The 17,068-nt window shown below is 70.2% G+C and carries 17 protein-coding genes; 12 read left to right on the top strand and 5 right to left on the bottom strand.

The genetic code is table 11. The features are described from left to right. Positions 1–23: 23 nt before the first annotated feature. Complete coding sequence (locus tag BJ963_RS05480) at positions 24–959, bottom strand: proteasome assembly chaperone family protein (RefSeq protein WP_089910810.1); 936 nt, start codon at positions 957–959, stop codon at positions 24–26. Positions 960–1,046: 87 nt separating this feature from the next. On the opposite strand from BJ963_RS05480, the gene BJ963_RS05475 reads away from it, so the two are divergent. The 10 genes from BJ963_RS05475 (at position 1,047) to lnt (ending at position 11,392) form a co-directional block, all read left to right on the top strand. Next, positions 1,047–1,772, top strand: coding sequence for an HAD family hydrolase (locus BJ963_RS05475; RefSeq protein ID WP_089910813.1), 726 nt, complete (start codon positions 1,047–1,049; stop codon positions 1,770–1,772). Further along, entirely contained in the window at positions 1,769–2,779 is a 1,011-nt protein-coding gene (locus tag BJ963_RS05470; protein ID WP_179455168.1) for a tRNA (adenine-N1)-methyltransferase, read from the top strand. Before BJ963_RS05475 ends, BJ963_RS05470 begins: the two co-directional genes overlap by 4 nt. A 40-nt stretch (positions 2,780–2,819) precedes the next feature. Continuing rightward, entirely contained in the window at positions 2,820–3,737 is a 918-nt protein-coding gene (locus tag BJ963_RS05465; protein WP_231947133.1) for an FKBP-type peptidyl-prolyl cis-trans isomerase, read from the top strand. A gap of 21 nt (positions 3,738–3,758) precedes the next feature. Further along, positions 3,759–4,835 (top strand): WYL domain-containing protein, encoded by a 1,077-nt coding sequence (locus tag BJ963_RS05460; RefSeq protein WP_179455166.1) that lies wholly within the window; start codon positions 3,759–3,761, stop codon positions 4,833–4,835. Then, entirely contained in the window at positions 4,828–5,802 is a 975-nt protein-coding gene (locus BJ963_RS05455; RefSeq protein ID WP_089910825.1) for a helix-turn-helix transcriptional regulator, read from the top strand. The genes BJ963_RS05460 and BJ963_RS05455 overlap by 8 nt, the downstream gene beginning before the upstream one ends. Positions 5,803–5,831: 29 nt before the next feature. Beyond that, the gene (locus tag BJ963_RS05450) at positions 5,832–6,191 is read left to right on the top strand and encodes a hypothetical protein (RefSeq protein ID WP_179455157.1); all 360 of its coding nucleotides are present in this window, start codon (positions 5,832–5,834) and stop codon (positions 6,189–6,191) included. 4 nt (positions 6,192–6,195) lie between these two features. Then, entirely contained in the window at positions 6,196–6,492 is a 297-nt protein-coding gene (gene tatA, locus BJ963_RS05445; RefSeq protein WP_179455155.1) for a Sec-independent protein translocase subunit TatA, read from the top strand. A 43-nt stretch (positions 6,493–6,535) separates the two neighbouring features. Next, complete coding sequence (gene tatC, locus BJ963_RS05440) at positions 6,536–7,288, top strand: twin-arginine translocase subunit TatC (protein ID WP_018191077.1); 753 nt, start codon at positions 6,536–6,538, stop codon at positions 7,286–7,288. 22 nt (positions 7,289–7,310) lie between these two features. After that, the gene (locus BJ963_RS05435; protein WP_179455153.1) at positions 7,311–9,743 is read left to right on the top strand and encodes a DEAD/DEAH box helicase; all 2,433 of its coding nucleotides are present in this window, start codon (positions 7,311–7,313) and stop codon (positions 9,741–9,743) included. An 80-nt stretch (positions 9,744–9,823) separates the two neighbouring features. Further along, the gene (gene lnt / locus BJ963_RS05430) at positions 9,824–11,392 is read left to right on the top strand and encodes an apolipoprotein N-acyltransferase (protein WP_179455143.1); all 1,569 of its coding nucleotides are present in this window, start codon (positions 9,824–9,826) and stop codon (positions 11,390–11,392) included. A gap of 37 nt (positions 11,393–11,429) precedes the next feature. Here lnt and BJ963_RS05425 read toward each other — a convergent pair whose 3' ends face one another. From BJ963_RS05425 to BJ963_RS05410, 4 genes are all read right to left on the bottom strand, one after another. Continuing rightward, complete coding sequence (locus BJ963_RS05425; protein WP_089910842.1) at positions 11,430–11,801, bottom strand: RNA polymerase-binding protein RbpA; 372 nt, start codon at positions 11,799–11,801, stop codon at positions 11,430–11,432. A 110-nt stretch (positions 11,802–11,911) separates the two neighbouring features. Next, positions 11,912–12,661: a glycerophosphodiester phosphodiesterase family protein gene (locus tag BJ963_RS05420; protein ID WP_179455139.1), complete on the bottom strand. Its 750-nt coding sequence runs from the start codon at positions 12,659–12,661 to the stop codon at positions 11,912–11,914. Continuing rightward, positions 12,658–13,650, bottom strand: a complete 993-nt coding sequence (locus BJ963_RS05415; RefSeq protein ID WP_179455136.1) for an SPFH domain-containing protein — start codon at positions 13,648–13,650, stop codon at positions 12,658–12,660. Before BJ963_RS05415 ends, BJ963_RS05420 begins: the two co-directional genes overlap by 4 nt. Beyond that, positions 13,647–14,156, bottom strand: coding sequence for an NfeD family protein (locus BJ963_RS05410; RefSeq protein WP_089910851.1), 510 nt, complete (start codon positions 14,154–14,156; stop codon positions 13,647–13,649). Before BJ963_RS05410 ends, BJ963_RS05415 begins: the two co-directional genes overlap by 4 nt. 106 nt (positions 14,157–14,262) lie before the next feature. Between BJ963_RS05410 and BJ963_RS05405 the strand changes: the two genes are divergently transcribed. Together BJ963_RS05405 and BJ963_RS05400 are read left to right on the top strand one after the other, a co-directional pair. After that, the gene (locus BJ963_RS05405; RefSeq protein ID WP_089910853.1) at positions 14,263–15,033 is read left to right on the top strand and encodes an SDR family oxidoreductase; all 771 of its coding nucleotides are present in this window, start codon (positions 14,263–14,265) and stop codon (positions 15,031–15,033) included. Beyond that, positions 15,030–17,024 (top strand): prolyl oligopeptidase family serine peptidase, encoded by a 1,995-nt coding sequence (locus tag BJ963_RS05400; RefSeq protein ID WP_179455133.1) that lies wholly within the window; start codon positions 15,030–15,032, stop codon positions 17,022–17,024. The genes BJ963_RS05405 and BJ963_RS05400 overlap by 4 nt, the downstream gene beginning before the upstream one ends. Positions 17,025–17,068: the final 44 nt, after the last annotated feature.

The following is a 17,068-nucleotide window of genomic DNA, read 5'->3' as shown; positions in this document are numbered from 1 at the left end:
CTGAGCCGGGACGCCCCGGCGCCTCAGCCGCGGCGTGGGTCGTCGGGCGCGCGCCCGGCCGTGCCGCCGTCGCGGCCGTCGCCGCGGCGGCGCAGGTACCGCTCGAACTCCTGCGCGATCGCCTCGCCGCTCGCCTCGGGCGAGTCGACGGTGTCGCGCGCCTGCTCGAGCTGCTGGATGTAGGAGGCCATCTCCTCGTCGTCGGCGGCGAGCGCGTCGATCCCGGACTCCCAGGCCGCGGCCTCGTCGACGAGCGTGCCGCGGGGGATGGTCACATCCACGAGCTCCTCGAGCTTGTCGATCAGCGCGAGCACGGCCTTCGGGCTGGGCGCGTTGTGCACGTAGTGCGGCACGGACGCCCAGATCATCATGGTCGGGATGCCGACGTCCTCCGCTCCCTCGGCGAGCGCGCTCAGGATGCCGACCGGCCCCTCGTACGTGGAGCGCTCGAGGCCGAGTTCCGCCCGCACCGCCGCATTGTCGCTGGACGCGAAGACGGAGATGGGCCGCGTGTGCGGGACGTCGGCGAGCATCGCGCCGAGGAAGACGACGGCTCCGATGTCGGCGGCGAGCGCCACATCCATGATCTCGGCCGTGAAGCTGCGCCAGCTGCGCGACGGCTCCGTGCCGAGCAGCAGGAAGATGTTGCCCGCGTTGTCGCCCGTGACGGTGAGCTCCGCGTCGCCGGCGAGGTCCTCTCCGACCCGCCCGGGGAGCGACGGACCGTAGATGACCGCAGAGGGCCAGATGAGGCGCCTGCGGCCGTCGTCGTCGGTCACCACCGGCCGGTTGAACTGGAAGTCGAAGTAGAGCTCGGGGTCGACCTCGGCGATCGGAACGACGTCGAGCTGCTCCTTGAGCGTCTTGACTGCGCCGCTGGCCGCCTCGCCCGCGTCGTTCCATCCCTCGAAGGCCACCACGAGGATGCGCCCGCCGAGGATGTTCTGTCCGTCTGTCACGAAGCTGTCCCTCGTCCTTCCCGGCGTCCGGTCGGGGCGCCATCCATCCAGGATAGGCCCGCGGCTCTCCCGATAGACTTGCCCGTTGTGACCGCGTCTTCCCCCCGCAGCGAACATACCCGTACCGACACCGGCTCCGGCGACGTGCCCGCCGCCGTGCTGTGGGACATGGATGGCACCCTCGTCGACACCGAGCCGTACTGGATGGCGTCGGAGGTGGAGCTGGTGCACTCGTTCGGCGGCACCTGGACGCACGACGACGGTCTGCTGCTCGTCGGCCTCGGCCTTTGGAACTCCGCCGAGATCCTCCGCTCCCGCGGCGTGGCGATGGAGCCGGACGAGATCGTGGAGTGGCTGACCGACCGCGTGCAGCAGAAGCTCGACGCCGACGGCGTGCCGTGGCGCCCGGGTGCCCGCGAGCTGCTGGAGGCGCTGCGCGAGCGCGGCGTCCCGACGGCCCTGGTGACCATGTCGGTCCGCAGGATGGCGGAGCAGATCGTCGCGCAGATGCCGTTCGACGCGTTCGACGTGATCGTGAGCGGCGACGAGGTGGACGAGCCGAAGCCGGCTCCGGAACCGTACCTGCGCGCCGCCGAGCTGCTCGGGGTGGACATCCGCCAGACCGTGGCCGTCGAAGACTCGTTGGTGGGCCTGGCCTCGGCCGTGGCTGCGGGGGCGACCACCATCGGAGTGCCGCACATCGTGCCGCTGCCCGAATCGGAGGAGCACACGCTGTGGCCGACGCTCGACGGACGCACCGCGGACGATCTGTTCTCCGTCGCCCGCGCCCGCCGTGGGGCGGCCACCCGATGAACGAGACACGGCGCAGCTCTGGACCGTTCCGCGCGGGCGACCGCGTGCAGCTCACCGGCCCGAAGGGCCGGATGAACACCATCACCCTGGAGCCGGGGAAGCTCTTCCACAGCCACCGCGGCGTCCTGCCGCACGACGCCATCATCGGGCTGCCCGACGGCTCCGTCGTCACGAACAACGCGGGCGTCGAGCACCTGGCGCTCCGCCCGCTCCTCACCGACTTCGTCATGTCCATGCCGCGCGGCGCCGCCATCGTCTATCCGAAGGACGCGGCGCAGATCCTGGCGCTGGCGGACATCTTCCCCGGGGCGACGGTGGTGGAGGCCGGTGTCGGCTCCGGCGCGCTCTCGCTCTGGCTGCTCCGCGCGATCGGACCGGAGGGGCGCCTGCTCTCGTTCGAGCGCCGCGAGGAGTTCGCCGACGTCGCTCGCGACAATGCGGCCACGTTCCTCGGCGGCGATCCCGGCAACTGGACGCTGACCGTCGGCGACCTGCAGGATGCGCTTCCCGCCGCGGTCGAGCCGGGAACGGTGGACCGCGTTGTGCTCGACATGCTGGCGCCGTGGGAGACGCTCGACGCGGTGACCGCCGCGCTCAAGCCCGGCGGCGTCGTGATCTGCTACGTCGCCACGGTGACCCAGCTGTCCCGCGTGGCCGAGGCCATCCGCGCCTCCGGCGACTACACGCATCCGCAGTCGAACGAGACGATGGTCCGCGGCTGGCACGTCGAGGGGCTGGCCGTCCGTCCCGACCACCGCATGATCGCCCACACCGGGTTCCTCATCACCGCCCGCCGGCTCGCGCCGGGGACGGTCCTGCCCGAGCTGAAGCGCCGTCCGTCCAAGTCGGACTACTCCGACGAGGATGTCGAGGCCTGGACCCCCGGCGCCCTCGGCGAGCGGCAGTCCAGCCCGAAGAGCCTCCGCAAGCGGATGCGCGAGGCCGCCACGAGCGCGGAACTCGCGAAGGGCCGGGACGCGGACGAGGACGCTCCGGGCGTCGGCTAGCATGAATTGGCCCTCCAACGCCCCGACCGAAAGAGAACACGTGCGCAGAGTCACCATCGGAAGAACGTCCGCTGTCGTGGTCGCCGTCGGCCTCGTGGCCGCTGTCCTCACGGGATGCTCGACCGACCCGAACAACGACTGCTCGACCGCTCTGCCCTCCGGCAAGGCCTCCCAACTCGTGGAGGCGACGGGGAAGATCGGCTCGAAGCCGAAGATCACGGTTCCGACTCCGCTCGACACGACGAAGTCCGAGCGCACCATCATCACCGAGGGCACCGGTGAGCAGGTCCACAAGGGCCAGGTCATCGAGATGCAGTACACGATCCTCGACGGCAAGACCGGTCAGGTGCAGCAGACGTCCTACGGCAGCGGCGACACCTACCCGCTCGCCCTCGGCTCCGGCAACGCCGCGCTGAGCAAGGGCCTCCAGTGCGCCCCCGTCGGTTCGCGCGTCGCCGTGGTCATCTCGCCGAAGGACGCGGGCGGCACCGGGGCGACCAGCTCCGGTGTGATCGTGGTCGACATCCTGAAGGCGTACCTGGCGAAGGCCGACGGCGCCGTCCGTCCGTCGGTGTCCGGATTCCCGACCGTCGTGCTGGCGCCGACCGGGCAGCCGGGCATCACGATCCCGTCCTCCGGCTCGGCGCCGACGAAGGTCCGCAGCGAGGAGCTGAAGGCCGGGTCGGGAGCGACGGTCAAGAAGGACTCGTTCGCCATCCTCCAGTACACGGCCGTGGGCTGGGAAGACAAGAACGTCATCGTCTCGAGCTGGCAGTCGGGGTCGCCGGACTTCGTGAAGCTCGACACCGGTGCCAGCCAGCTGAACCAGGCCCTTCCGCAGAAGGTCCTGGCCGAGCTGGTGGGCAAGAAGGTCGGCTCGCAGGTGGTCATCGAGGCCCCCGCAGAGGGACAGGTCGCGGCCTCCGCCTGGGTGGTCGACATCCTCGGGATCCGCTAGCGCGCGGACTAGGATGGACGGGTGTCCCGTTCCTCCTCTTCGCCCGCGCGCGTCCCGGTCGAGGAGCGTCTGTTCAGCCTGGTGCTCGCGCTGCTCGCGACAGAGAACGGCCTGACCAAGAGCGAGATCCTGTCGACCGTCCAGGGCTATCGCCAGCGCTATGAGCCGCACGGCGACAACAGCAGCCTGGAGCGGCAGTTCGAGCGCGACAAGGACGACATCCGCGAGCTCGGCGTCCCGCTGGAGACGGTGGAGGCCCCCGAGGCGTCCGGCAACAACCAGCTGCTCCGCTATCGCATTCCCAAAGGGGCATACGACCTCCCGGCCGACGTCAGCTTCTCGCCGGAGGAGCTGACGCTCCTCGGGCTGGCCGCTGCCGTGTGGCGCGAGGGGTCGCTGTCGGGGGAGTCCCGGCGCGCGCTCATGAAACTGCGCTCGCTGGGCGTCGAGGCGGACGACCCGGTCGTCGGCTACGCGCCGCGGCTGCGCGTGCGGGAGAGCGCCTTCGAGCCGCTCAGCCAGGCGCTGGAGCGGCACGCCATGGTCCAGTTCCCGTACCTCAAGCCGGGCGAGAGCGCCTCCCGTCAGCGCACCGTCGCGCCGCTGTCGCTCGTCCAGCACCAGGGCCGGTGGCATCTGCAGGGCATCGACCAGGATGCGAACGGCTCGCGGACCTTCCTGCTGTCGCGGATCGTCGGGCCGGTCAGGCTGACCTCCCGCGTGTTCGACCCGGAGCAGTACCGGGTCGACGGCGAGGCGTTCGCCGAGCGGGCGCTCCTGGAGCTCGAGCGCATCTGGGAGTCGAACGTCGCCGAGATCGAGGTGACGGCCGGCACGGATGCGGCCACCCGCCTCGGAAAGCGGTACGGCGACGCCGTCCCGGTCGGCGCCGAGGGGGAGCCCGTCCGGCTCACCGTGAACTTCTCCGACATCAACATCCTCGCCGACCAGCTGGCGTCGTTCGGGCCGGAGGTGCTCGTCCTCTCTCCGCCGGAGCTGCGCGAGCAGGTGCTGCAGCGGCTCCAGGCGACGGTCGCCGCGCACACGGCTCCGGCCGACGCCGCACAGGGACAGCGGGGGGAGGCGCACGATGGCTGAGCGCCGGAAGCCGATGCAGGCGCAGGACAAGCTGGCCTTCCTGCTCGCCCTCGTGCCGTACCTGATGGACCGCGATCGCGTGAGCGTCGCGGAGGCGGCCGAGCACTTCGGCGTCGATCAGGAGCAGCTGCGCGACGCGGTCCGCCTGATCGCGGTCTCCGGCATCCCGGGCGAGACCAACGCGTACCAGCCGGGCGATCTGTTCGACATCGCCTGGGACGACTTCGAGGAGAACGACCAGATCGTCCTGACCCACCAGGTCGCGATCGACGACTCGCCGCGCTTCTCGGCGCGGGAGGCGGCCGCCCTCATCGCCGGGCTGCAGTATCTGACCGCCCTGCCGGAGAACGCCGACCGCGACGCCATCGGCTCGCTCATGGCGAAGCTCGCCCGCGGTGCATCAGCCGCACCGAGCCAGCTGGCCGTCGCGCGGTCCGAGACCGACGAGACACTCGCCACGATCCGGGATGCGGTGATCGCGGGCGTGCAGCTCGAGTTCGACTACCTCAGCTCGCGCGGTGAACGCGAACGGCGTCGCGTCGACCCGCTGCGCATCGAGTCCGTCGACCAGGACTGGTACCTGCGCGGCTGGGATCACCTGCGCACGGCCATCCGCACGTTCCGCCTCGATCGGATCGACGATCTGGTCGCGACGGAGGAGGCCATCACCTACCGGCCGGGCGACGTGAAGCTCCCCGAGACGCTGTTCACCGGGACGCCGGAGGACCAGCTGGTGACGGTCGAGGTGTCCGCCTCCGCCATCCCGCTGATCGAGGACTACATCCCCGAGGGCGCCGTGCGCGAGGAGCGCGACGGCATCATCCGCACGAGCGTCCGGGTCGCGCACTTCCACGGCCTCAAGCGGCTGGTCGCCGGGCTGTCGGGCGTTCTGACGGTCCTCGACCCGCCCGAGGCGCGCCAGGTCGTCGCCGGCTGGGCCCGTGCGGGCGTCGAACGCTACCTCTGACCGCCGGCCGGGGCGGGTAGGCTGAGGCCGTGCCCTGGTGGTCGTGGCTGGTGATCTGGACCGTGCTCGTGCTCGGTCTCCTCGGCATGCTCGCGTTCTTCGCCTGGTGGCTGTTCCGCAAGCTGGTCGCCGCCGGCCGCGAAGCCGCCGCCCTCCTGGAGAAGACGGAGGTGCTGTCGCGCCGCGCGGAGGAGCTCCACGAGACCTTCGAGCCGGCCGTGCTGGCGGACGCCGACGAGCTCCGTGCGGAGCGGCAGGAGCACCTCATCGAGCGCGCCTATGCCCGGCAAGCTCGCAGGGACGCCCGCGTCCGGCGCGGTAGACTACTCGTCAGTGTGGACCCGGAGACGGTGCCCGCTCGCTTCGCCCACCTTTTGAGAAGGACCTGATCTCATGTTCGCAGGACTGACCGGATGGCATCTGCTCATCATCCTCGCCGTGATCCTGCTGCTCTTCGGTGCGCCGAAGCTTCCGGCGCTCGCCAAGAGCATCGGCCAGTCGATGCGGATCTTCAAGGGCGAGGTCGACGAGCTGAAGAAGGACGGCAAGGACGGCAAGTCCGACCAGGCCACCGACGGCACGCCGACGAACACGACCACCCAGAACACGGCGGTCCAGAACACGGCTGCGCAGAGCACCCCGGCTCCGACGCCGGTCGACCCCTCGACCGAGTCGAACCCGAAGTCCTAGTCCGGTGGCCTCCACGAAGCGAGGCAAGAGCCGCGAAGGACGGATGACGCTCGCCGAGCACTTCATCGAGCTTCGCAAACGCCTCTTCCGTTCCGCTCTGGCGCTGGTCGGCGGCGCCGTCATCGGCTGGTTCCTCAGCGGTTACGTGATGGATGCGCTCCGCGGTCCGATCACGGACATCGCGAAGCAGCAGGGCCGCGAGGCCATGCTCAACTACGACAGCATCACCGGCGCGTTCGACCTCAAGATGCAGGTCGCGATAACCATCGGTGCGATCATCTCCAGCCCGGTCTGGCTCTACCAGATCTGGGCGTTCTTCGTCCCGGCGATGACCCGCAAGGAGCTCCGCTACGGCTTCGGCTTCTTCTTCACCGCTGTCCCGCTCTTCATCGCGGGCGGCGTGACGGGCTGGCTGCTGGTCCCGCACATCGTGAGCCTGCTGACGAGCTTCGCGCCGGAGCCCGACTCCGCGATCATCCAGGCGAAGACCTACTTCGACTTCATCCTGAAGCTGGTGATCGCCGTGGGCATCGCGTTCGTGCTCCCGGTGTTCCTGGTGCTGCTGAACTTCGTCGGGGTGCTCAGCGCGAAGTCGATCATCGCCTCGTGGCGGTGGGCGCTCATCCTGATCGCGCTGTTCACCGCGATCGCGACGCCCGCGGCCGACGTGCTCTCGATGTTCCTGCTGGCCATCCCGATGGTCGCGCTGTACTTCGCGGCCTACGGCGTCGCCTGGCTGCACGACCGCCGTGCCGCGAAGCGGGAGCTGCGGCTCGAGGCCGAGCTCGCCGCCTGACGCACGGGCATAGGCTGGGGGAGTGACCGACCAGACGCTCTCACCGGCGGAGCGGTTCGCCGCCTCGCGCGACCGGGCCCGCCAGCCGTTGCTCGAGACCTTCCGCGAGGGCCTCCGGTTCGACCTCGACCCGTTCCAGCGCGAGGCGTGCGGGGCTCTGGAGCGCGGGCGCAGCGTTCTCGTCGCCGCCCCGACCGGCGCAGGCAAGACGATCGTGGCGGAGTTCGCCGTGTTCCTCGCCATGCGCGAGGCCAACGCCAAGGTGTTCTACACGACGCCGATGAAGGCGCTCTCGAACCAGAAGTTCCAGGAGTTCGTCGAGGCGTACGGCGCGGAGTCGGTCGGGCTCCTCACCGGCGACACCAACATCAACTCCCACGCGCGCATCGTCGTCATGACGACCGAGGTGCTCCGCAACATGCTCTACGCGGACTCCGACCTGCTCACCGACCTCGCCTACGTCGTGATGGACGAGGTGCACTACCTGGCCGACCGGTTCCGCGGCGCCGTCTGGGAGGAGGTCATCATCCACCTGCCGTCCGAGGTCCGGATGGTGTCGCTCAGCGCCACCGTGTCGAACGCGGAGGAGTTCGGCGACTGGCTGCAGGCGGTCCGCGGCGACACGGACGTCGTGGTGTCGGAGGAGCGTCCGGTGCCGCTGGAGCAGCACATCCTGATGCGGTCGAAGCTCATCGACCTGTTCGACTCGTCGGGGCTCGCCACCACGAACCGCGTCAATCCGGAGCTCGTGCAGATGGCGCGCTACGGCGGCCGGGTGCTCAGCAGCCGGCAGATGCGGGATGTCGGCCGATACCACTCGAAGGGCGGCCGTCCCGACTCCTTCCGGATGAGCCGGTCGGACCTCGTCGCTTTGCTCGATGACCGCAACCTGCTGCCTGCGATCTTCTTCATCTTCAGCCGCAACGGCTGCGACCAGGCCGTGCGGCAGGTGCTCCGGGCCGGGGTGCGCCTGACCGAGAAGCACGAGCGCGACGAGATCCGCGAGATCGTCGAGGACCGGTGCCGGACGCTGCTCGACGAAGACCTCGCGGTCCTGGGGTACTGGGAGTGGCTGGAAGGGCTGGAGCGCGGCGTCGCCGCGCACCACGCTGGTCTTCTTCCCGCCTTCAAGGAGGTCGTGGAGGAGCTGTTCCGCCGGAAGCTCGTCAAAGTGGTCTTCGCGACCGAGACGCTGGCGCTCGGGATCAACATGCCGGCCCGGACGGTCGTGCTGGAGAAGCTGGAGAAGTTCAACGGCGAGGCCCGGGTGCCGATCACGCCGGGGGAGTACACCCAGCTGACCGGGCGCGCCGGGCGACGCGGAATCGACGTCGAGGGCCACTCCGTCATCCAGTGGGAGGACGGCCTCGATCCGCAGTCGGTCGCGTCCCTCGCCTCCCGCCGCAGCTATCCGCTGAACTCCAGCTTCCGCCCGACCTACAACATGGCCGTCAACCTCATCGACCAGTTCGGGCGGCCCCGCACCCGCGAGATCCTCGAGTCGTCGTTCGCCCAGTTCCAGGCCGACCGTGCGGTGGTCGACCTGGCGCGGAAGGCTCTGCAGCAGGAGCAGTCGCTCGCCGGCTACGAGGAGGCGATGACCTGCCACCTCGGCGACTTCCGCGAGTACTTCGCCATCCGGCGCGAGCTGACCGACCTGGAGCGCTCCGGCTCCCGCATCGAGTCGGCGTCGAACAGCGAGCGGGAGAAGCGGCAGAGGCAGCTGGCGGCACTGCGCAAACGCATGAAGGACCACCCCTGCCACCGCTGCCCGGAACGTGAGGCACACGCACGCTGGGCCGAGCGCTGGTGGAAGCTGAAGCGCGACACCGATCGGCTGCGGTCGCAGATCCAATCGCGCACCGGCGCCGTCGCGAAGGTCTTCGACCGGGTGTCCGAGGTGCTCCTCGAGCTCGGCTACCTGACCAAGGAGAACGGCGAGACCGAGCTGACGGTCCACGGCCGCACGCTCAAGCGCATCTACGGCGAGCGGGATCTGCTCGTCGCCGAGTGCCTGCGCAGGAACGCCTGGAAGGACCTCGACGCCCCCGGGCTCGCGGCCATGGCCTGCGCACTGGTCTTCGAGCCCCGGCGTGACGACGGCCTGGCCAACGACCGTACCCTGCCTCGCGGGGCGTTCCGCCCGGCGCTCGAGAAGACGACGACGCTGTGGAGCACCCTCGACGACCTGGAGCAGGACAACCGGCTCCCCGGCAGCGAACCCCCGTCGACCGCGCTGTCGCTGGCGATGTGGATGTGGTCCCGCGGCTCCGGGCTGGATGCGGTGCTCAGCGAGGCCGACATGGCGGCGGGCGACTTCGTCCGCTGGGCCAAGCAGACGATCGACCTCCTCGATCAGCTGTCGCTGGTGGCTCAGGGCAACGTCGGGCGGGTGGCCCGGCAGGCGCTAGAGTCCATCCGCCGCGGCATCGTGGCGTACTCGTCGGTCGCGTGACGCGGCTCGCCGGCGGCCCCGTGGTCGGGGCCGCGCTTCCTGAGCAGACCCCACACGCGGATGCTTTAGGCTCTCCCTTCGTGCAGACCGTCCCGCGAGCCCCGTTTCCGCTCTGGCTCGCGGTGCTGCTCGCTGCGGCCGCCGGCCCGGTGCTCGATGCGGGCTTCCCGGACAAGGACTGGTGGCCGCTGACCTTCGTCGGCATCGCGATGGTGCTGCTCGCGCAACGTGGACGCCGCGCCGGGCCGGCCTTCCTGATCGGCTGGGTCGCGGGGGAGGCGTTCTACCTCGTCCACGTCTCCTGGACGGCGCTCTACCTGGGCCCGGTGCCTTGGGTCGCGCTCTCGACGCTCGAGGCGCTGTTCTGGGGCGTCGGCGGCATCCTGATCACGCTCGCGTACCGATGGGTGCCGCGGGCCTTCCCGACGCTGCTCGGGCGGCTCGGCCTGCTGCCGGTGATCGTGAGCGGCCTCTGGGTGCTGCGCGAGTACGTGACGGGAAACTGGCCGTACGGCGGCTTCTCCTGGGGACGGGTGGCCGAGTCGCAGTCACAGAGCCCGCTTGCTCCGATGGTGGCCTGGGTCGGCATCTCCGGGGTGAGCTTCGTGATGGTGTGGCTGGTCGCCCTCCTGGTCGAGCTGCCCGGGGCTCTGGATGTGCGTACGGTGCAGCGCTGGCTGCTCGCCGGGGTGGCGGTCGCGCTCGTGTTCGCGATCCCCGCCTGGCCCGCGACGACCGACGGGACGACGCGGATCGCCGCCGTGCAGGGCAACGGCCCGGCGGGATACTTCGACGACGCTCCCGTCGGTGCGGTGTTCGCCTCCCAGGTGGCGGAGACGCTGCGCATCCCGTCGTCGCAGGTCTCCGGCGCGAACAAGGTCGACATGGTGGTCTGGCCGGAGGGGTCTGCGCTGCCCGACCCGACGCGCGACCCGGACAACGCGGCCATCCTGGATGCGCTCAGCCGGAAGTTCGGCGCCCCGTTCGTCGTCGGCACGATCACGTCGCGCGACGACCGCTTCTACAACACGTCGCTGCAGTGGGTGGCCGGGCACGGCGCCGTCGACTACTACGACAAGAAGCACCCGGTGCCGTTCGGTGAGTACGTCCCCGACCGCGCGTTCTGGCGTCCATTCGCCCCCGCTCTGATCGACCTCATCGGGCGCGACTACACCCCGGGGACGCGCGACAACGTCTTCGACGTCGGCGGCGTCCGGGCCGGGATCTCCATCTGCTTCGACATCGTCGACGACCAGCTGCTCACCGACATGATGAACGGGGGAGCGCAGGTGATCCTCGCCCAGACGAACAACGCGGACTTCGGCGAGACGGACGAGAACCAGCAGCAGCTCGCGATCGCTCGCCTGCGCGCGATAGAGGCGGGACGCTCGCTGGTGAACATCTCGACGGTCGGCAGCAGCCAGATCATCGGACCCGATGGACGAACGATCAGCTCGATCCCGCCGTTCAAACCGGGACACATGGTCGCGGACGTACCGCTCGGCACGACCACGACGCCGGCGACGCTGCTCAGCCGGGGGATCGAGTTCCTCGTCGCCGGCCTCGGTCTGTTCGGGCTGGCGGCCGCATTCACGGGGCGGCGCAGCCCGCTCCCGGCAACGAGAAGGCCGCTCCCACCGCGAAGGTGAGAACGGCCCGTTGTCCTGAGTCAGGTGGTGCTGACGGTCAGGCGGTGTGCTTGTGCTCGCTCGTTCCGCGACGCGAGCGCAGGTACTGCAGGCGCTCCTCGAGGAGTTCCTCGAGCTCGGCGCGGGTGCGGCGCTCCAGCAGCATGTCCCAGTGGCTGCGGGGCGTCTTGACGTCGGAGTGGTCGACCTCGACGGGGGTGTCGCCGATCAGCAGGCGAGCCTCCTGGCCGCAGTGCTTGCACTCCCAGGTCTCGGGGGCCTCGGCCTCGGCCGAGAAGACGACATCGGTCTCCTTGCCGCAGGTCGGGCACAGGTAGTTGTAACGGGAACGCGGAGAGTAGACGACGCCTTCTTCACTCTGTAGGCTCTGGGCGCCGATTCTCATGCCGCGCAAGCTTCGATCTGCCATTGTGTGGTCTCCTCTAGTGCGCGCGAATCCTCACTGTTATAAACGGTCAAGCTGGGGATTCTCTTTCCAGGGGAGCGTTTCTCCCAGTGGCCTCTCAGAGTCGCCGGGTTTCAGCGCCGCGACGCGACCACGGTCTTGAGGAGGTCGCAGCGGTCGGTGACGATGCCGTCGACCCCCAAGTCGAGCAGCCGTCGCATGTCGGCGGGGTCGTTCACCGTCCAGACGTGCACCTCGGCTCCGGCGGCATGGAACCGTTCGACCGTGCGCCGGGTGACGATCCGGACGGGTCCGCGACGCTCGGGGACCTGGACGGCGACGAAGCCGTGCAGGGCGCGCCGGACCAGGGGAGCGATGCCGAGCCGGGCGCCCACCAGCGCGGGGACGAACTCGGGGACGGCGGGGGAGGAGGCCACTCCGGGAAGGGCGTCGGCGACGGCCCGCCTCCTCTCGGTCGAGAAACTGGTGATCAGCACGCGCTCCGTCGCGCGGGCGTCCCGGATCGCGGCGACGGCCGGCGCGGCGGCGCGCGCATCCTTCACGTCGATGTTGAACCGCGCGTGCGGGAAGGCGTCGAGCGCCTCGCCGAGCGAGCAGAAGCCCTGCCCGTGCCCGAGGTCGATGCGTCGCAGCTCCCGCATCGTCAGCTGGCCGACCGCGACGCTCCGCCCGGCGACCCGGGCGAGGTCCGGGTCGTGCGCGATGACGGCCTCGCCGTCGGCCGAGGCGTGGATATCGGTCTCGAGGTGCGTCGCGCCCGCCGAGAGCGCGCGCAGGAAGGCGGGGAGCGTGTTCTCGGGCGCATCGAGGGCCAGGCCGCGATGCGCGATGATGCGCGTCCCGGCCCCGTCGAGGAACGTCACGGCGCGGTCGGTGCCGCCGGCCCGGTCGGTGCGGCCGGGCCGGGCGCGCCGGCGGAATCCGTGCTTCCAGTTGCGTCCGGGCGCGGCGTCCCGGCACCGGGCCCGAAGGCCTGGCCGATGCCCTTGAGCGCCTCGGTGAGCTCGCTCGGGATGATCCACAGCTTGTTCGCCGGGCCTTCCGCGAGCTTGGGCAGCGTCTGGAGGTACTGGTAGGCGAGCAGCAGGTTGTCCGGGTTGCCCTGGTGGATCGCCCCGAACACCGTCGTGATCGCCTGCGCCTCGCCCTCGGCGCGGAGCACCGCCGCCTTGGCGTCACCCTCCGCCTTGAGGATCGCGGCCTGCCGCAGACCCTCCGCGTTGAGGATCTCGGACTGCTTCGTGCCCTCGGCCGTCAGGATGACAGCGCGGCGGTCACGTTCCGCGCGCATCTGCTTCTCCATGGAGTCCTGGATGGAGAGCGGCGGCTCGATCGCCTTGAGTTCCACGCGCGCCACCCGGATGCCCCACTTGCCGGTGGCCTCGTCGAGCACGACGCGCAGCTGTCCGTTGATGTTGTCTCGGCTGGTGAGCGCCTCCTCGAGGTTCAGGCCGCCGACGACGTTACGCAGTGTCGTGGTGGTCAGCTGCTCGACCGCGCCCAGGTAGTTGGCGATCTCGTAGGTCGCGGCGCGCGCATCGTTCACCTGGAAGTAGACGACAGTGTCGATCGAGACGACCAGGTTGTCCTCGGTGATGACCGGCTGCGGCGGGAACGAGACCACCTGCTCCCGCATGTCGATCAACGGCCGCACCTTGTCGATGAACGGCACGACGACGTTGAGCCCCGGCATCAGCGTCTTGTGGTACCGGCCGAGCCGCTCGACCACGCCGGCCCGCGCCTGCGGGATGATGCGGATCGCACGGAACAGCGTGACCAGCACGAAGATCGCGATGATCAGGACGATGACGCTGACCACGATGGTCAGGACCAGCTGGCTCGGATCGTTCACGGGGTGATCCTCTCGGTGAGGCCGTCGCTGCCTGCGGAGACCGGTGCGGGGGCGACGACGGCGGTCGCACCCTCGATCGAGACCACGACCACGTGCTCCCCGGGGACGAGCTCCTCCCGGCCATCGCCCGGGAGGGGCGCGCCGGCGAGCCGGGAGGTCCAGGTCTCGCCGATCTGCAGCTTCACCAGGCCGGTGGTGCGGGTGACGGTCGAGACGACGACGCCGCCCATCCCGATCAGGCGGTCGATGTTGCTCTTCGCCGGGTCGCCCCCGCGCTTCAGCGCGCGGAGGAGCGGTGGACGGATGAAGAAGATGAGCACGACGGAGAGGATCGCCGCGATGATCAGCTGTAGCCACCAGGGTGCTCCGGCGAGGCCGGAGACGAGGCCGCCGAAGCTGCCGACGGCGATCATCAGGAAGACGAAGTCGAGCGTCAGCATCTCGATGATCACGAAGATCAGGATGAGGACGAGCCAGACGATCCAGGCGAAGGACGTGATGTCCATGACGTCCCCCTTTCACTGCTTTCTCCGACCGTATCAGGTGCGGCCCACGCCGATTCCAACCCGCTTGGTAGTCTCAGGATGCAGACATCGACGCCGAGGAGTTTTCGTGGCAAACCCCCTTTCACCTGGTTCGCTGACGGGCAAGCGCGCCCTCGTCACCGGCTCGTCGCGCGGGATCGGCGCGGACACCGCGCAGTACCTCGCCGAGGCGGGCGCGAGTGTCGTCATCAACTACCGCAACAAGGAGGCGCGGGCTCTGAAGCTCGTCGACTCGATCGTGGAGAGCGGCGGGACGGCCATCGCGGTCGGTGCCGACCTCACGGACCCCGAGTCCGTCGCGGCCATGTTCCGGACCGTCGCCGACGCCTGGGGCGGCCTCGACATCCTGGTGCTCAACGCCTCGGGCGGCATGGAGTCCGGCATGGCCGAGGACTACGCGATGCAACTCAACCGCGACGCCCAGGTGAACACCCTCACCGCGGCGCTCCCGCTGCTCGGCGACGGCGCACGCGTCGTGTTCGTCACCAGCCATCAGGCGCACTTCATCCGGACGACGCCGACCATGCCCGAGTACGAGGCCGTCGCGCTGAGCAAGCGGGCGGGGGAGGACGCGCTGCGGGAGCTGCTGCCGTCGCTCACCGAGAAGGGCGTCGAGTTCGTCGTCGTCTCGGGTGACATGATCGAGGGCACCATCACGGCGACCCTTCTCAACCGCCTCAACCCGGGCGCCATCGACGCCCGCAAGGAGGCTGCCGGGCGCCTGTACAACGTCAGCGAGTTCGCGGCCGAGGTCGCCTCCGCCGTCGTCGACCCCATCCCGGCCGACCACACGCGCCTCGTCGGCGACGTGTCCAGCTTCACGCCGGTCGTCGAGTGAAGCCCGCCGACCTCGGTCTGCTGACCGGCGTCTCGACGCCGACCGTCCACCCCGGTGGCACGCGAGCCGTCGTGTCGGTGACCCGACCATCGCTGGAGGCCGACGCCACCGTCGGGCAGCTGTGGAGCATCCCGCTCACCGGTCACGCCGCCCCGCGGCTGCTGACCCGCGGATTCCGCGACACGGCTCCCCGGTTCTCGCCGGACGGGCGCCTGCTGGCGTTCCTGCGCGCAGCGCCGAAGAAGCCGGCGCAGCTGTACGTCGTGGACGCCGCGGGCGGAGAGCCCGTCGCGGTCACCGACCGCACGCTCGGCGTCTCGGAATTCGCCTGGTCGCCCGATGGCAGCACCATCGCCTTCGTGAGCCGGGTGCCTGAGCAGGGGCGGTACGGCACGGTCGACGGCATCGACCCGAACGGCGAGCCCGCTCGCCGCTTCGACACGCTGAAATATCAGGCGAACGGCCTCGGCTACATCACCGACCGGCGCGCGCACGTCTTCACCGTGCCGGTTCCGGACGTCTGGGCGGCGCCCGTCCCGTCTCCCGCACCGAACCCCGACGGCTCGACGGACCCCGCGCCCGCGGTCGCGGAGCCGCGTCAGGTGACCGACGGCCCGTGGGACGACGGCGCGATCTCGTTCTCGCCCGACGGACGGAGCATCGCCTTCGTCTCGGAACGGCACGCCAGCCGCGACCTCGACCTGCGGTCGAACGTCTTCGTCGTCCCGGCCGACGGGGGAGAGGCGCGCGACCTGACCGGCTCCCACGGCTCGTACAGCGTGATCACGGCGCACTTCGCTCCGGGCGGCGCGCTGTTCTTCACCGCTCAGGATGTCGGCCAGACCGGCCGTGACTTCGTCGCCAAGAACGCCGCCCTCTACGTGATCGACGACGCGGGCGCGGCGCCGCGACGTCTGACCGACCCGGAGTCCGTCGACTTCACCGAGTCCGACATCGCACCGAGCGGAGACGACGCGGTGCTCGTCCTCGACCGCCGCCACGGGGCCCTGGTGCTGACCGAGGTGACGGCCGCGGGGGAGAGCCGCCGGCTGACCGACGATCACACTGTCGTCAGCGGTGTGGATGCGGCGGGCGACACGGTCGTCGTCGCGTTCGCCGACGCTCTGACCACGGGAGATGTCGCCGTGGTGGAGGCGGCCGGCCTGCGCCGGCTGACCGACTTCTCGGCGCCGCTCCGCTCAGCCGGCGTCATCGAGCCGCGTGAGCTGACGATCACCGGCCGCGATGGCTACCCCGTTCACGGCTGGGTGCTCGTCCCGGAGGGCGATGGGCCGCATCCCGTGCTCCTCACCATCCACGGCGGCCCGTTCGCCGCCTACACGCACGCCCTGTTCGACGAGGCGCAGGTGTACGCGGCGGCGGGATACGCGGTCGTCATGTCCAACCCGCGCGGCTCCGCCGGGTACGGGCAGGAGCACGGCCGGGTGATCCGCCAGCGGATGGGCACAGTCGACTTGACGGACGTGCTCGACTTCCTCGACGGCGCGATCGCCCAGGTGCCCGGCCTCGACGCCGAGCGCGTCGGGATCATGGGCGGCTCCTACGGCGGCTACCTGACGGCGTGGACCATCGCGCACGACCACCGCTTCGCTGCGGCGATCGTGGAGCGGGGATTCCTCGACCCGGAGGCGTTCGTCGGCACCAGCGACATCGGCAGCTTCTTCGGTGACGAGTACACCGGGACCGACCCGGAGCTGATGCGGTCGCAGAGCCCGCAGGCCCTGGTCGATCAGGTGCGGACGCCGACGCTCGTGCTGCACTCATCCCACGACCTGCGCTGCCCGCTGGGGCAGGCCGAGCGCTACTACGCGGCGCTCAAGCGCAGGGGAGTGGAGACGGAGCTCGTGGTCTTCCCGGGCGAAGACCACGAGCTGAGCCGCAGCGGCCGCCCGCGCCACCGCCGGGAGCGCTTCGACATCATCCTGGACTGGTGGGCGGAGCACCTGCCGAGCCGCAGCAACCACCGCTGAGCACGTCGGCACGAATCGCACCCCGTTTCCGGGGTGCGATTCGT

Source organism: Leifsonia soli (assembly GCF_013408745.1).
GTDB classification, from domain to species: domain Bacteria; phylum Actinomycetota; class Actinomycetes; order Actinomycetales; family Microbacteriaceae; genus Leifsonia; species Leifsonia soli.
Note: the sequence above shows the minus strand (reverse complement) of the source record. Positions and strands in the feature narration are given on the sequence as shown.

What these genes read in the sequence shown, in the direction of transcription:
- BJ963_RS05470 (WP_179455168.1), top strand. Translation starts at nt 1,769, where the DNA reads ATGAACGAGACACGGCGCAGCTCTGGACCGTTCCGCGCGGGCGACCGC.
- BJ963_RS05455 (WP_089910825.1), top strand. Translation starts at nt 4,828, where the DNA reads ATGGCTGAGCGCCGGAAGCCGATGCAGGCGCAGGACAAGCTGGCCTTC.
- tatA (WP_179455155.1), top strand. Translation starts at nt 6,196, where the DNA reads ATGTTCGCAGGACTGACCGGATGGCATCTGCTCATCATCCTCGCCGTG.
- tatC (WP_018191077.1), top strand. Translation starts at nt 6,536, where the DNA reads ATGACGCTCGCCGAGCACTTCATCGAGCTTCGCAAACGCCTCTTCCGT.
- BJ963_RS05425 (WP_089910842.1), bottom strand. Translation starts at nt 11,801, where the DNA reads ATGGCAGATCGAAGCTTGCGCGGCATGAGAATCGGCGCCCAGAGCCTA.
- BJ963_RS05410 (WP_089910851.1), bottom strand. Translation starts at nt 14,156, where the DNA reads ATGGACATCACGTCCTTCGCCTGGATCGTCTGGCTCGTCCTCATCCTG.